The sequence below is a fragment of the Streptococcus oralis genome (genome assembly GCF_003942875.1).
Lineage (GTDB): Bacteria > Bacillota > Bacilli > Lactobacillales > Streptococcaceae > Streptococcus > Streptococcus oralis_BX.
On sequence record NZ_RMVK01000007.1, the window covers coordinates 93,109 to 108,067 of the forward strand.

General features: G+C 42.9%; 11 protein-coding genes and 2 pseudogenes. All 13 read right to left on the bottom strand.

Annotation, left to right across the window (positions count from 1 at the left end; translation table 11 throughout):
• Positions 1–8 precede the first annotated feature (8 nt).
• A complete protein-coding gene (locus D8844_RS08685) occupies positions 9–236 on the bottom strand; it encodes a phosphoribosylaminoimidazole carboxylase (RefSeq protein WP_125423444.1) in 228 nt (75 codons plus the stop codon).
• A 108-nt stretch (positions 237–344) separates the two neighbouring features.
• Positions 345–1,259 carry a hypothetical protein gene (locus D8844_RS08690; protein WP_125423447.1) on the bottom strand — a complete coding sequence of 305 codons (915 nt, stop codon included), beginning with the start codon at positions 1,257–1,259 and terminating at the stop codon, positions 345–347.
• A gap of 200 nt (positions 1,260–1,459) precedes the next feature.
• Complete coding sequence (gene purK / locus D8844_RS08695; protein WP_260467551.1) at positions 1,460–2,533, bottom strand: 5-(carboxyamino)imidazole ribonucleotide synthase; 1,074 nt, start codon at positions 2,531–2,533, stop codon at positions 1,460–1,462.
• The gene (purE, locus tag D8844_RS08700; protein ID WP_000165491.1) at positions 2,520–3,011 is read right to left on the bottom strand and encodes a 5-(carboxyamino)imidazole ribonucleotide mutase; all 492 of its coding nucleotides are present in this window, start codon (positions 3,009–3,011) and stop codon (positions 2,520–2,522) included. Before purE ends, purK begins: the two co-directional genes overlap by 14 nt.
• Before the next feature lie 32 nt (positions 3,012–3,043).
• A pseudogene (locus tag D8844_RS10585) lies at positions 3,044–3,136 on the bottom strand (phosphoribosylaminoimidazole carboxylase); the annotation flags it as partial.
• A 166-nt stretch (positions 3,137–3,302) separates the two neighbouring features.
• A complete protein-coding gene (gene purD, locus D8844_RS08705; RefSeq protein ID WP_125423453.1) occupies positions 3,303–4,568 on the bottom strand; it encodes a phosphoribosylamine--glycine ligase in 1,266 nt (421 codons plus the stop codon).
• 120 nt (positions 4,569–4,688) lie between these two features.
• Positions 4,689–4,838 (bottom strand): annotated as a pseudogene (locus tag D8844_RS08710) (IMP cyclohydrolase); the annotation flags it as partial.
• Between the two features lie 21 nt (positions 4,839–4,859).
• Positions 4,860–6,506, bottom strand: a complete 1,647-nt coding sequence (locus tag D8844_RS08715; RefSeq protein WP_185757684.1) for a DUF6119 family protein — start codon at positions 6,504–6,506, stop codon at positions 4,860–4,862.
• A 103-nt stretch (positions 6,507–6,609) separates the two neighbouring features.
• The gene (gene purH, locus D8844_RS08720) at positions 6,610–8,157 is read right to left on the bottom strand and encodes a bifunctional phosphoribosylaminoimidazolecarboxamide formyltransferase/IMP cyclohydrolase (protein WP_125423459.1); all 1,548 of its coding nucleotides are present in this window, start codon (positions 8,155–8,157) and stop codon (positions 6,610–6,612) included.
• A gap of 15 nt (positions 8,158–8,172) precedes the next feature.
• Positions 8,173–8,718: a phosphoribosylglycinamide formyltransferase gene (gene purN, locus D8844_RS08725; RefSeq protein WP_125423462.1), complete on the bottom strand. Its 546-nt coding sequence runs from the start codon at positions 8,716–8,718 to the stop codon at positions 8,173–8,175.
• Complete coding sequence (gene purM / locus D8844_RS08730) at positions 8,715–9,737, bottom strand: phosphoribosylformylglycinamidine cyclo-ligase (protein WP_125423464.1); 1,023 nt, start codon at positions 9,735–9,737, stop codon at positions 8,715–8,717. The genes purN and purM overlap by 4 nt, the downstream gene beginning before the upstream one ends.
• Before the next feature lie 38 nt (positions 9,738–9,775).
• Positions 9,776–11,218, bottom strand: coding sequence for an amidophosphoribosyltransferase (purF, locus tag D8844_RS08735; RefSeq protein ID WP_125423467.1), 1,443 nt, complete (start codon positions 11,216–11,218; stop codon positions 9,776–9,778).
• Between the two features lie 12 nt (positions 11,219–11,230).
• Entirely contained in the window at positions 11,231–14,956 is a 3,726-nt protein-coding gene (locus tag D8844_RS08740; RefSeq protein ID WP_125423469.1) for a phosphoribosylformylglycinamidine synthase, read from the bottom strand.
• Positions 14,957–14,959 lie beyond the last annotated feature (3 nt).

Here is a 14,959-nt window from a genome sequence, read left to right on the forward strand (position 1 = left end):
CTTCCTCCTTACTCAAATTCTTCTTTCCCAATCCACACAGATGGGTAATGATCCAGTCTATTCAAATCTGTATCAAGTGGTAAATCATAAATTGCTAGATAGTTTTCTGGATTTCGAGCAACTAGTTCTTCATACTTTGCTTTCACTTTTTCGTGGTCACTAATAGCATACAAGACTTCGACGACCGCTCCAGTCTTATCCTTTTCAACAAAAGCATTAACGATGATTTGAATCATAGTAATTGATAAAATCCGAATACTGTATTTCGTTTTAGAAAATACAAGTAGCCATGTGCCTTTCTTTTTTAACTAAAATTAGCATCAGTTCAGTTAATTATCTATTTCTCAATATGGCCTAAATATATATTCTCCATATCCTAATTCCTTATAAAGGTTGTCAAAATCTCTTTGATCTACATAAATTAAAGGATCAAAAGAATCATTGGCAACAATCTCCATAGTTTCACTTTGTTGCAATTTCACGACCAACCAAGGATTAATGATAAACATCTTTTTATCATTATGTATATAAAATAATCCAAAGATATTTGAAGGCCACAAAACATTCTCAATCATAACTTCTTGCTCAACATCAATGATATATTGATGTTCTTCTGACTGAGTCAATAGTAATTGTAACTCCTTCGAGTTAACAAAATATTTACCGATTTTTTCAAATCCAAAAATAATAAAACCTTCGTTATCAATAAAGCTTTTTGCAATATTATAATTCCCAGTTCCAACTGTAGTTGAAACATAATGGGAAACATAAGATTTAAAATCAAAGAAAGTTTCTTTCCCACAATTATGAACAATTGCTTGCAATAACCTCAACCTCATCTTTTTATCTGAGGGTAAAAAGAACTCATCAATATTTATTTTTGTTTTAATTTCATTCAATAAGTACTCCTCATTACTAAATTGTTCTGAGAGTATTTGATTTTGACTATCCCCAAGTTGATTTTTAATAAAATCAACTCCTTTATCCCCAACAATAAAGAATTTATTCAATCCATTTTCTAAAATATAACTTACATCTGGATAAATATGCTTTAATCGAGTACCTCTATAATAAGTAAAAAATGAATCGCTAGAATTAACATTACTAATAAACAATTTGAACTTTTTTAGAATCTCTTCTTCAACGACTTCCAATTGGTAACCTGACATACATTTTGGATCAATTGTTCTAAAATCAACATCAGTAAAATCTATATCTAAGTCTACTTTTTTAAATTTTGAATCTTTAATTATAACCATACTGCATTAAATATCCTTTCTAAATCCTGCATATTGATAATTCATAAATTATATTTGTTTATACTAGAAAATTAAGCTTATATTAATTTGTTACATGCCTATATTGATTATTAAACATTCTATTTTCAATATCAATTTTAGGAGTCTATTTAATAACTGATGTAAACATGCATTTGAATCTTTATTAAGGACTTGAATTTTTAAAAATCTCCAACCTCATCCGGCGTATCACTAAACAAAGTCACATGCCCCATCTTGCGGTTGTGCTTCGCTTCTATTTTACCATACAGGTGGAAGTGGGCGCTTGGATTTTCTGCGACATACTTTTCAGCAGCCTCAACGTGTTGGCCGAGGACGTTGAGCATGACTGCAGGCGCATGCAATTTGATAGCTGGCAATGGTGCTCCGAGAACACCTAGGATATGTGTGTCAAACTGTGAGAAGTCGCAGGCTTCGATTGAATAGTGCCCAGAGTTGTGGGGGCGGGGGGCAATCTCATTGACAATGATATCATCAGCTGTCGCAAACATTTCCACGCAAAGGGTTCCAGACAGTTTAAGCTGTTCTGCGATTCGCACTGCCATAACTTTGGCTTTTTCAGCTAGACTATCCGAAATGCGAGCTGGCACGATGGTTTTCGAAAGAATGTTATTGCGGTGGATATTTTCCTGAACTGGGAAAACTGTCACATCCTTGCCATTCCCTGACACGATAACAGAGATTTCAAGGTCAAAGTTGACAAATTCTTCCAAAACACAGTTTGCAGAATCAGCCAGCGCATAGGCTTCTTCCAAGTCTTCTTCTGCACGAATGACCTTTTGCCCATGACCATCGTAGCCACCAGTCGCAGTTTTGAGGACATAGTTTTTCGACAGGTCCATATCTGCCAAGTCTTGACTTGAGGTCACAACCTTGTAGGGTGCCACAGTGACTTGAGCCTTGTTTGAGAGGAAGTCCTTTTCAAAAATGCGATTTTGGGAGATGCGAAGCAGGTCTGTTCCTTGAGGAAGCTGACCATCCTTGATAACAGCATCCAAACCGTTGGCATCGACATTTTCAAACTCATAGGTTAGGACATCGCAACGCTCCGCCAACTGACGAAGGGCATCCACATCGTTATAAGGCGCCACTATGATTTCCGCCACACGAGAAGCTGGACAATCCGCCGCAGGATCCAGCGCGATAACCTTGTGCCCCATGTAGATAGCAGAAATGGCCATCATCTGACCAAGCTGACCACCACCGATAATTCCAATTGTTTTAGATGAGCTCATTTGTTGACTCCTCTGCGATTTTTCCTTGTTCTTCTGCAAAATCTGCCAAAGCTGTCGCGATAGCCTGATCCTCTACTGAAAGGAGACGGAGGGCAAAGAGAGCCGCATTGGTCGCACCTGCTTCACCGATAGCCATTGTCGCTACAGGCACACCGCCCGGCATCTGTACGATAGAGTAGAGCGAGTCCACGCCACTAAGAGCACGTGATTTGACGGGCACACCAATGACTGGAAGGGTTGTTTTGGCAGCTACCATACCTGGCAAATGGGCTGCGCCTCCAGCACCTGCAATAATGACCTTGATGCCACGGCTACGAGCTTCTTCGGCATGTCTGAACATGAGGTCTGGTGTGCGGTGGGCAGAAACAACTTTCTTTTCGTAGGCTACACCGAAACGGTCTAGGACTTCGGCGGTTTTTTGCATGGTTGCCCAGTCGGATTTTGAGCCCATGATGATGGAAATAATTGGTTTAGTCATAATTTTCCCTTTTCTTTCCTTTCTTTTTTCAATCACCTTAGGTTGTGAGGGACGGCAGCGGCCACCAAAGGTGTCTCATGCCTAAATCGGAAGCCCAAGGTCTTCCGATTTCCCTGAAGGCTTGGCTAACAAAGCCAAGCCTTCTTTCACAACGGCGGTGATTGCTCTATATTAGCTCGCTAATGCTCGCAAACCATACGACCATTAACGTATTTTGTGAATTTTTATTTTTCTTTTTAATAATCGTCTAATGTAGTGGCTCGCTTTCGCTCGCCATGGCAAATATGTCTGTTAATCTTTTATGGCCTTGCTTCCGATATCTGTTCGGTAAAAGAGGCCTTCTGTTTTTTGTTGGGAGAGTTCTTGGTAGATGGTTTCTTGGGCTTCTTTGACGGTATCTGCTGTGGTGACGAGCATATAGACACGTCCACCATTTGATAGCAGCGCTCTGCTATTTTCCGCAAACTTAGCTCCAGCATAGTAGGTGATAATGTCGCCTTCGGTCTTGGATGGAAGCTTAACACCTTTTTCATAGTCTAGCGGGTAGCCCTGGGATGCGACAACCACACCCAGAGTCACACCCTTGTCCGTCCACGTGATGTTTGGCTCCTTGCCATCGAGAATATCCGTGATATTTTGCGCAAAGTCAGATGTCAAACGAGGCAAGATAATCTGAGTTTCGGGATCTCCAAATCGAGCGTTAAACTCTATAACCTTCGGACCGTCAGCAGTCAAAATAAGCCCTGCGTAAAGGACACCAAGATACGGACGACCTTCTTTTATCATTCCTTTAAGAACTGGCTTGACAATAGTCTCAACCGCCGTATCAACCACGCTCTGTGGCAAGTGAGGAACTGGCGCATAAGCTCCCATACCACCCGTGTTAGGGCCCTTGTCGCCGTCATAGGCACGTTTATGGTCCTGAGCCGTTGGCATGATGTAGAACTTGTCCCCATTGACAAAGGCAAAGAGAGAGAACTCTTCTCCGTCAAGGAATTCCTCGATGACCACACGCGCACCTGAGTCACCAAATTTATTGTCCAAGAGCATCTCGTGAGCGGCTTCTACTGCTTGCTCGACTGTCTCGGCAACGACGACACCTTTCCCAAGAGCCAATCCATCCGCCTTGACAACGATAGGAGCGCCTTTCTCCTCGATATAGGCCTTGGCCTCCTCGAAATCTGAAAATGTGCCGTAGGCTGCTGTCGGAACGCCGTATTTGACCATGATTTCCTTGGCAAAATCCTTGGACCACTCCAGCTCCGCTGCTAATCTTGTTGGACCAAAGGCTTTGAGACCAGCTGCATTGAACTCATCCACAATCCCAGCCGCAAGGGCGTCATCTGGACCAATGAAGGACCAAGCAATATCGTTGGCTTTTGCAAACTCAATCAATTTAGAATGTTCGGAAATAGAAATATTTACCAATTCCAGACCATCCAGAGTCATCCCGTCATTCCCAGGAGCTACAAAGACCTTTTCAACACCGTTAGACTCCAGCAACTTCTTAGCAATGGCATGTTCACGACCACCCGAACCGACAACAAGCAGTTTCATTTCTTAACCTCTTTTGCGAATTATTTACTAATATTATATCATAAACGTTCGTTATAATCTTGTTTTGCTCCGCATTTTTACGCAAAAAAGGAAAGAAACTGTTTTCTTTCCTTTACGTTCTTAATGTCTAAAATGTCTCACGCCTGTGAAGACCATAGTCAAGCCATATTTGTCAGCAGCTTCGATAGATTCTTGGTCACGGACAGAGCCACCTGGCTGGATGATAGCCTTGATACCTGCTTTGGCGATTTCTTCGATGTAGTATGAGAAATAAATACTCACTAATATCATTTAGTGATTTATTCCCATATACAATATTGGTTCAAATCCATTTTCTCTAGCATAATTATACCATGATAAAATTTTTAATCTTAATAATATAGAACGTATCTGTGAAAAGCTAAAACTATTATTTTTGACACTTTCATAAATAGATTTATTTGACTCATCAACAATCCATAGAACACTAGTCTTTTTTGAATCAATTGCACTATAAACTAAAGTTTCATCCAGAGAGTATTGTTTTATCAGATACTCAGCATTTCTCTTTTTATTTATCCTATCCCTTAATACTTGCATTGATAATATGGACTGTTCGAAACTATAAATTGATTTTGAAGTATTTAATCCCATTTTTACAGCAATTAATTCACCAGAGTCTTTATCAAACAAATCTCCAATTTCCACTGCTACTCCATTATAATACACATTCTTCTTATGAAATTGTTCGTATTTTGTCATTGTTGAGATTATTTCTGAAATAAACTTATTTTCATCCATATGAAAGCCTTTTGAAGAAAAATTATGTTGCTGTGGCAACCTTAAAACTAATCCTTCAATCTCTCTCAATTGTATATCCAATAAAGACTTAAAGGATTCATTGAATGTGGACCATCTTCCAGAATCTAAAAAATATCGTTCCCCTTTATAATCAATTTCAGCATAAATGAGATTTTTCAAGTTTATTGTCTTTCTTTCCTCTGACAAAAATTTTATACGAATACTTTTAAGTTGATCAATTTTCTCCAAATTAGCAACAATAAATTCTTGTATGGAATCCAAATTATAATCAACTTGTTTTGTCGTACTTTTTTTATTCTTGAATATAGATATGTCAATAGCTGAATCCCCTACAAACTCTATATTTTCTCCTAAGGTCACTATTCTATTTAACGAAATATCACATTCTTCGTTTTTCTTCCCTTTTAATACCCTCAATAAATACTCATCTAATTCTTGATTTAGTTTATCGTGCAGAGGCAACAATTTAAAACGTGGAAATTCTTGATTAGGTTGACTTAATATCTGTTTATCAATTTCCTTAAAAATATTTATAAAATCATCAAAATCTTTTTGAGTCTCAAATTTATAATCTTTTGTGAGATGTACGGATATATTACATTTTAAATTTTTACCAAAAATAGTATTTTGAGGTTTTCCTTCTATGTTAAAATAAGCTTCACTGGCTTGTGGAAAATCTGTTTGGTTTGCTTTGTAGTTTAACACTCCTCTTAATTTGTTTCTTTCTACATAACTAATGCCCTTTACATTAATTTCAGAAGGTTGTATAGAACGTTCCGCAAAATCTAAACCAAATTGTAAATCAGATAATGTTGCCACAAACCAGTGGCTTCTTCCTTGTGGAATAAGATAAAGCGACTTTGGTGTGCCTATCATAATAATCGCATTATGATTTTGAAAAGACTCTTCTACAAAATCTTCTCCATCAAAAATATTATTGATATCATGTAACCAACTCGTTGTTTCTTTTTTTTTACGTTGTACATAGATCTGTGCAACAAAACCTTTTCTATGAAATTCTTTCTTCACTTTCCGAACATCATTATATCCTTCACTACAAATTTTGCCCTTTAATTCTTTCCATTTTGCTATTTTACTTAAACTAGGCGTTTCTACACGATAAATGTTTAGTCTCATAATTTTGGCCTTATTCTCTACTATCAAATAAAACATATTGTATTAACAATCTGTTAAATACTATAAATAACTTTAACTATGTAAACTTGATTACTATTTATTCTTAATGTCTAAAATGTCTCACGCCTGTGAAAATCATGGTCAAGCCATATTTGTCCGCTGCTTCAATAGATTCTTGGTCACGGACGGATCCGCCTGGTTGGATGATAGCCTTGATACCTGCTTTGGCGATTTCTTCCACGTTATCCGCAAATGGGAAGAAGGCATCGGAGGCAAGCACAGCGCCGTCAAGGCGGTCTTTGGCTTGGTCGATGGCAATACGGACCGAAGCCACACGGTTGGTTTGGCCAGGGCCAACACCAAGCGTCATATGGTCGTTGGTGATGATGATACCGTTTGATTTGACATATTTGATAGCTTTCCAAGCAAACTCAAGAGCAGTCGCTTCTGTCTCAGTTGGCTGGCGTTTTGTCACCACTTGCCAGTCAGCTGGGCTTTCCTTGACCACGTCTTGGTTTTGCACCAGGAGTCCACCGACCACACCAGTGTATTCTGCTTCTACTTCGCTAGCATCTTGAGCGTCAAACGGCAACTCGAGGATACGCAAGTTTTTCTTTTTATTGGTCAAAATGGCTAGCGCCTCATCCGTATAGCTAGGTGCGATGATGATTTCAAGGAAAACACCGTGCATCTTCTCAGCTGTCGCAGCATCCACCTCACGATTGAGAACGACGATCCCACCAAAGATAGACACTGGGTCAGACTCATAAGCATAGTCCCAAGCAGTCTCGATGTCATCTGCCTGACCGATACCACATGGGTTCATGTGTTTGAGAGCCACAACGGTTGGACGGTCTTTGAAATCGCGGATAATACGAATGGCAGCATCCGCATCGCGGATATTGTTAAAGGACAATTCCTTACCGTTTAGTTGTTTCGCTGAGGCAATCGAATAGTCTGTCGGCAAAGCTTTTTGGTAGAAGTCCGCATCCTGCTGAGGATTTTCCCCATAACGCATTGGTTGCTTGAGGTCATAGGTTAAAGTGAGCTTTTCAGGTTTGCTTTCTCCGACTTGAGCTGTGAAGTATTCTGCAATCAAGGCGTCATAAGCCGCTGTGTGACGGAAAACCTTAGCCGCCAAGCGTTGGCGAGTTGCGTAAGTCGTTTCACCTGTGGCTGACAACTCATCAAGCACCACTGCATAGTCAGCAGGATCTACCACAACCGTTACGCTGGCGTGGTTTTTCGCTGCTGAACGAAGCATGGATGGCCCACCGATATCGATGTTTTCAACTGCGTCAGCGTAGGTCACATCTGGTTTGAGAATCGTTTCCTTGAAAGGATAAAGGTTGACTACAACAAGGTCAATCAATTCGATATTATTGTCCTTAGCCGCTTGAAGATGGCTATCCAAATCACGACGAGCCAAGAGGCCACCGTGGATATTTGGGTGAAGGGTCTTGACACGACCGTCCATCATTTCTGGGAAGCCCGTCACATCATCAATTGCAATGGTCTCCACCTCAGCATTATCAAGGGTAACCTTTGTCCCACCTGTCGAGATAATGTCCCAACCAAGTTTTTTGAGTTCTTGAGCAAATTCAACAATGCCCGCTTTGTCTGAGACACTAATTAAGGCGCGTTTAATCATGTTATTTCCTTTCATTTACTTATCCAACAATTCTCTAATAACCTCTGGATACAACTTGTACTCTGCCTCATGAATGCGAGCTTCAAAACTGTCAATGGTATCATTTGCTATCCTTGGCACACGGACTTGCTTGATAATCTTTCCAGTATCCACACCAGAATCTACCCAGTGAATGGTCACGCCACTCTCAGCAACGCCAGCATTCCAAGCATCCTCAATCCCATGAGCACCTGGAAATTCTGGCAGGTAGGCCGGATGAATGTTGATGATTCGGCCCTCATAAGCTGCTAGCAAGGTTGGGCCGACGATTTTCATGTAGCCGGCGAGGCAAACCAAGTCAATCTGGTGTTCTTCCAAGAGTTCGACAAGGGCTGCTTCGTAGTCCGCCTTGTTCTCGAATTCCTTGAGTTCAAAAGCATAGGACAGAACGCCGAGCTTGTCTGCACGCTCGAGCACATAGGCGTCTCGATGGTCTGAAAAGACAAACTCCACCGGAAATTCTTCAGCAATCACCTGAAAATTTGAGCCGTTACCAGAGGCAAAAACCGCTATTTTTTTCATTTGATGATGACACTTTCGTTTTCTTTCTTGACGATGCGACCAATTTCATAGACTGGTTCATCCAGCAATTCTTTAACGCGACCTACATTTTCAGGGCTAACTGCCAGCATGAGTCCCACACCCATATTGAAGATTTCAAACATTTCTTCATGCTTTATTTTACCGTATTTTTCAAGAGCTTTGAAAATCGGAAGGACTGGAACCTTGTCTTCTTCAATCTCCGCAGCTAGGTCAGCCGCAAACATACGAGGAACATTTTCGATAAAGCCGCCACCTGTGATGTGGGCAATACCGTTGACCAACTCTTCTTTGATGAGTGGTAAGACAGCTTTGACATAGATACGAGTCGGCTCAAGAAGAACTTCCTTGAGTTTCTTGCCTTCCAATTCTGGCAAGACTTCCTCACCTGTGTAGTCCGCAAAAACACGACGAACGAGGGAGTAACCATTTGAGTGAATCCCACTTGAGGCAAGTCCGAGAAGAACATCACCTTCAGCTACTTTTGAGCCGTCTATTATTTGAGATTTTTCAGCCACACCGACTGCAAAACCAGCCAGATCGTAGTCATCTGCGCCATACATACCAGGCATTTCAGCCGTTTCCCCACCGATGAGAGCAGCGCCTGCCTGCACACAACCTTCTGCCACACCAGCAACGACTTGTTCTAGTTTAGCTGGTTCATTCTTCCCTGTCGCGACGTAGTCAAGGAAGTAAAGAGGCTCCGCACCTGCAGCGATGATATCATTGACACACATAGCCACACAGTCCTGCCCAATCGTGTCATGCTTGTCGTACTTGATAGCCAGCATGAGCTTGGTTCCAACACCGTCAGTCCCTGAAATCAAGACCGGTTCTTTGACACCTGTTTTTGAAAGATCAAACATGCCACCAAAGCCACCAAGAGCTCCCATGACACCCGCACGCTCCGTGCGAGCCACATGCTTTTTGATCCGCTCAACAACTTCATAACCCGCTTCAACATCTACACCCGACTGGGCATACGCATTTTTATTTGTCATCTTCTCTTCCTTTCCTTTCATGGAGAGTCTTTATCCGTCTATTTGTAAAAACTGGTCTTATCCCCCAAGCTTCTACGATATTCTTCCTCATAGTCGTAGAGAGGAGTTGGGTAGTCTCCGTCAAAGTAAGCAACACAGAGACCACCGTTCGGCGCATCTGTTTCGATGCCGATAGAATCAATCAAGCCATCAATCGAAAGATAGGTCAGGCTATCCGCACCAATGATTTGGCAGGTTTCTTCAACCGTATGATTAGCCGCAATCAACTCCTGACGCGTCTGGATATCAATCCCGTAAAAACATGGATAAGCCAGCGCTGGACTACCAATGGCAACGTGAACCTCAGACGCACCTGCTTCTTTCAAAAGCTGAACAATACGGCGAGAGGTTGTCCCGCGAACAATGGAATCATCAATCATCACCACACGTTTGCCTTTGACAACACCCGAAACAGCAGATAGTTTCATCCGCACCCCTTGCTCCCGCAATTCTTGAGTCGGTTGGATAAAGGTACGTTGCGTGTATTGGTTTTTGATGAGACCCATTTCATTTGGCAGACCAGATTCTTCTGCAAATCCCATAGCTGCACTGAGCGAGGAATTTGGTACACCGACCACAATATCCGCTTCGTGCTTAAATTCACGCGCCAATTGGGCCCCCATACGTTTGCGAGCTGTATGGACATTGACCCCATGGATGTTAGAGTCAGGGCGAGCAAAATAGATATACTCCATAGAACAAATCGCCAACTGGGTATCATTCGTATAGCTATCGTACTGAATCCCATTGTCATCTACGATTACAATCTCTCCTGGTTTCACATCACGAATCCACTCAGCACCAATGACTTCAAAAGCACAGGTTTCAGACGAAACGACTACTGCTCCGTTTGCCATTTTCCCAATAGAAAGCGGACGGAAGCCATTAGAATCAAGCGCAGCAATCAACTTATCCTCAAATAGCAGGATATAAGCAAATCCACCTTTGACAAGGCTGAGCGCCTCCTTGATTTTGCCCATCAAGTTCGGATTGTGACTCCGACGAATGAGGTGAGCCAAGATTTCCGAGTCCGAAGTTGAACTGAAAATAGCTCCTCTTTGTTCCAATTCTTTCTTGAGCGATTCTGCATTGGTCAAGTTTCCATTGTGAGCAAGTCCAAACTGCATATCATGAAAGCGAAAGAGGAAGGGCTGGATGTTATCAACAGAAGCTTCGCCAGCCGTCGCATAACGCACATGCCCAATCGCGCTCGTTCCAGTTAGTTTATCCAAATTAGCAGGATTTCTGAACACTTCTGATAAAAGCCCCATATCACGATGACGCTTCAATTGCCCCTGATCATTGGAGAGGATTCCTGCCCCCTCCTGACCACGGTGCTGAAGACTGTGGAGACCAAAATAGGTCAATTTAGCAGCATCTGGATGTCCCCAGATACCGAAAACACCACATTCTTCATTAAGAGATTTTACTTCGTATGTCATTTTTTATACCTTTTATTTCCCTGTGAAATAACGCACAGCCGACGCGAACAGGTGCTGATCTTTATTTCCTGGGATGTTTTGGAAAAGACCGTCTTCATAACGTTCTGAGTGTCCCATCTTACCGATGATTTGGCCGTTCTTGCTGGTAATTCCTTCGATGGCATTTACAGAACCATTCGGATTGTACTTAGAATCCATACTTGGTTTGCCGTCAAAGTCAACGTATTGGCTGAAAATTTGACCATTGTCACGGAGCTCTGCAAATTCCTCAGCCGTCACGACAAACTTCCCTTCACCATGTGATACTGGAATGGCATGGATATCGCCCACTTGTACTCCAGCCAACCATGGTGAGTTGGTATTGGCAATTCGCGTTTCCACCATCTTAGCTACGTGCTGGTTCGCATCATTGTAGAAAAGGGTTGGGCTAGTGCTACTTGCATCTTCAAAGTTTCCATATGGAAGAAGACCTGATTTGACCAAGGCCTGGAATCCATTACAGATACCGATAATCAAGCCACCACGAGCGATAAAGCTATCAATGGCTGCACGCACTTTTTCATTGAGCAAGATATTGACAATAAACTTAGCTGATCCATCCGGCTCATCCGCAGCTGAGAAACCACCCGCGAAGAAAAGGATATTAGCCTTGCCGATATTGTCAACCATAGTTTCAACTGACTTGACAATAGCCTCTTCATTCAAGGTCACGAATGGCACCAAGTTAACCTCTGCACCTTCTTTTTCAAATGCCTTGGCTGAATCATATTCCGAGTTGGTTCCTGGGAAGACTGGGATGTAAACCACTGGTTTTTCAATAGTTTCCTTGGCTTTGATGACTGCGTCAGAAGCGACAGCTGGCACTTCTTCCAATTCTTTAGATTGAGCAAATTCTGTTGGGTAAACTTCTTCCAGTTTCCCTTGGAAGGCACTGTCAAGTTTGTGTCCATCTAGCTTCACACCGTTGACAAGGAGTGTAAAGTCTGCTTTCGTTTGTCCAATCTTCTCTACTCCAGCGATTTCTTCAGGAGATGTGAAGACAAATCCGCCTAATTGAGCTGTCAAGGCTGTTTCAAGTTCAGGCAAGGTCACCTCTGAACCGATATGGTTCCCAAAGGTAGCAAGAGCCAAGCTTTCAAGGACACCACCATATTTGACAGCTGATGCAGATGTCACTTTGTGAGCCTTTTGAATGCCTTCAAACTTGGCAAAGTTAGACTTAATCAAGTCAAAATCAATCTCTGCAGAGAGGGCTTGACCTGGGATGTAGTAGATGTTTTCACCAGCAGCTTTAAATTCTGGAGAAAGGACCTTACGGCTATCTGCCGTCGTCACCCCAAAGGCAACCAAGGTTGGTGGTACGGTCAATTCTTCAAAGGTACCAGACATGGAATCCTTACCACCGATAGATGGCAAGCCAAGTTGGATTTGTGCTTCGATAGAGCCTAGAAGAGCCGCTACTGGCTGACCAAAACGCTCAGCTTGTTTGTCCATGCGCTCGAAGTATTCTTGATAAGAGAAACGAGCCTTGGACCAGTTTGCACCAGTAGCCACCAAACGAGCAGTTGCTTCGATAACCGCATAAGCAGCTCCGTGGTATGGAGACCATTCTGCCACATATGGATTGAATCCTTGAGCCATGACTGACGCAGTGTGAGTTACACCGTGTTGAACTGGCAATTTCTGCACAGATGCCTCAGTTGGTGTGAGTTGGTAGCGACCACCAAGTGGGTGATTGACCGTTGAACGACCGACCGAACAGTCAAATATGGTCTGCAAACCTTTTTGACTCGCATGGTTGAGGTCAGATAGAACCGCAAGGGTATCAGCTTCAAGTGTGTCAGCGCTTGTTGTGCGCTCTTCTGGGAGGTTGACATCCTTGTCCACAACCTTGGCATCAACGACTACGCGCACACCGTTTGTATCAAGGAAACGACGTTCCAAGTCAACGATGGTGTCACCATTCCAGTGCATGACTAGATTTGGTTTTTCAGTCACTGTCGCAACAACAACAGCGTCAATATTTTCTTTATTACATTCGGCAACGAAGGCATCTACGTCTTGAGGACGCACCACGACAGCCATCCGTTCTTGAGATTCAGAGATGGCAATTTCTGTACCATTCAAGCCTTGGTATTTCAGAGGAACCTTATTGAGGTCTATTTCAAGACCGTCTGCCAATTCACCGATAGCCACACAGACACCACCTGCTCCAAAGTCGTTGGATTTCTTGATGAGACGAGTGACATCGCCATTACGGAAAAGGCGCTGAATCTTGCGTTCTTCGATAGCATTCCCCTTTTGAACCTCAGCACCAGCAGTCTCTACAGACTCAACTGTTTGAACCTTAGAAGACCCTGTCGCACCACCGACACCATCACGTCCAGTCTTACCACCGAGCAAGATAATCACATCGCCCGCTTCCGGTTTTTCACGGACAACGTTGCCCTTGGGAGCTGCACCGACAACTGCACCAAGCTCCATGCGTTTAGCTACAAAGCCTGGGTGGAAATATTCACGAACGTAAGTCGTCGCAAGCCCAATCTGGTTACCATATGAAGAATAACCGTGAGCTGCTGTCTTCGAAATGACTTGTTGTGGCAATTTACCAGCACGCGTTTCCGAAATCGGTGCTGTAATATCACCCGCACCAGAGATACGCATGGCTTGGTAAACGTAGGAACGGCCTGACAACGGGTCACGAATGGCTCCACCGATACAGGTAGCCGCGCCACCAAATGGTTCGATTTCCGTTGGGTGATTATGGGTTTCGTTTTTAAACATGAGGAGCCAAGGTTCCTTGATACCATCAACGTCCACTTCGATTTCAACCGAGCAGGCATTGATTTCGTCAGACACTTCCATATCGTCCAAACTACCATTAGCACGCTCATAACGACCGAAAATAGTCGCCATGTCCATCAAGGTTTGTGGTTTTTCAGAACGCCCCAACTCTTCACGCATGGCTAGATACTTGTCATAAGTCGCCTGCAATTGCTTTTGAAATTTAGAAGCTGAGAAATCAATCTGTTTCAACTCTGTCTCAAAAGTCGTGTGACGGCAGTGGTCAGACCAATAAGTGTCCAAGACCTTGAGTTCTGTTTCCGTCGGCATGCGCCCAATTGACTTGAAGTAGTCTTGGATAAAGAGCAAATCATCCACTTCCATGGCCATCCCTTGCTCGGCCTTGTAGCGGGCAAAGTCTTCTGCTGTATAGCTTTCAAAGAAGGCCAATTTGGGAATGGTCTTGTCTGACTCTGAAAATTCCTGCTTGGCAATCCCTGTCGTGATGTCCTTGAAACGAGAATCAACTGGGTTGAGCAAGTAGTTCTTGACTGCTTCCAACTCAGTCGCATCGATATCTTTATTCACCAAGTAAAGTTGGGCTGTGTTGACCGTCACATCACTCGAACTTCCCAGCAAAAGCAAGGCTTCCTGTGAAGAAGCCGCGCGTTGGTCAAACTGTCCTGGTAGACTTTCAATGGCAAAGAATGCATAGTTAGCAAGATCCGCCTGCACAGCCGCTTCGTCCAAGACATGATCCGTCACCTGCTCAGAGAAAATGTGTTTCTCTGCAGGTGCAAACAAGTCCTCTGCCAAATCAAAGACATCATAAACCTGCACAATGCGAATACTTTCTAAAGTTGAAAGTCCTAAGTTATGCTGGAGCTCCCTTACCAAACTCTCTGATTTGACTTGAAAATCAGCCTTTTTTTCAACAAAAATACGTTTATTCATCAA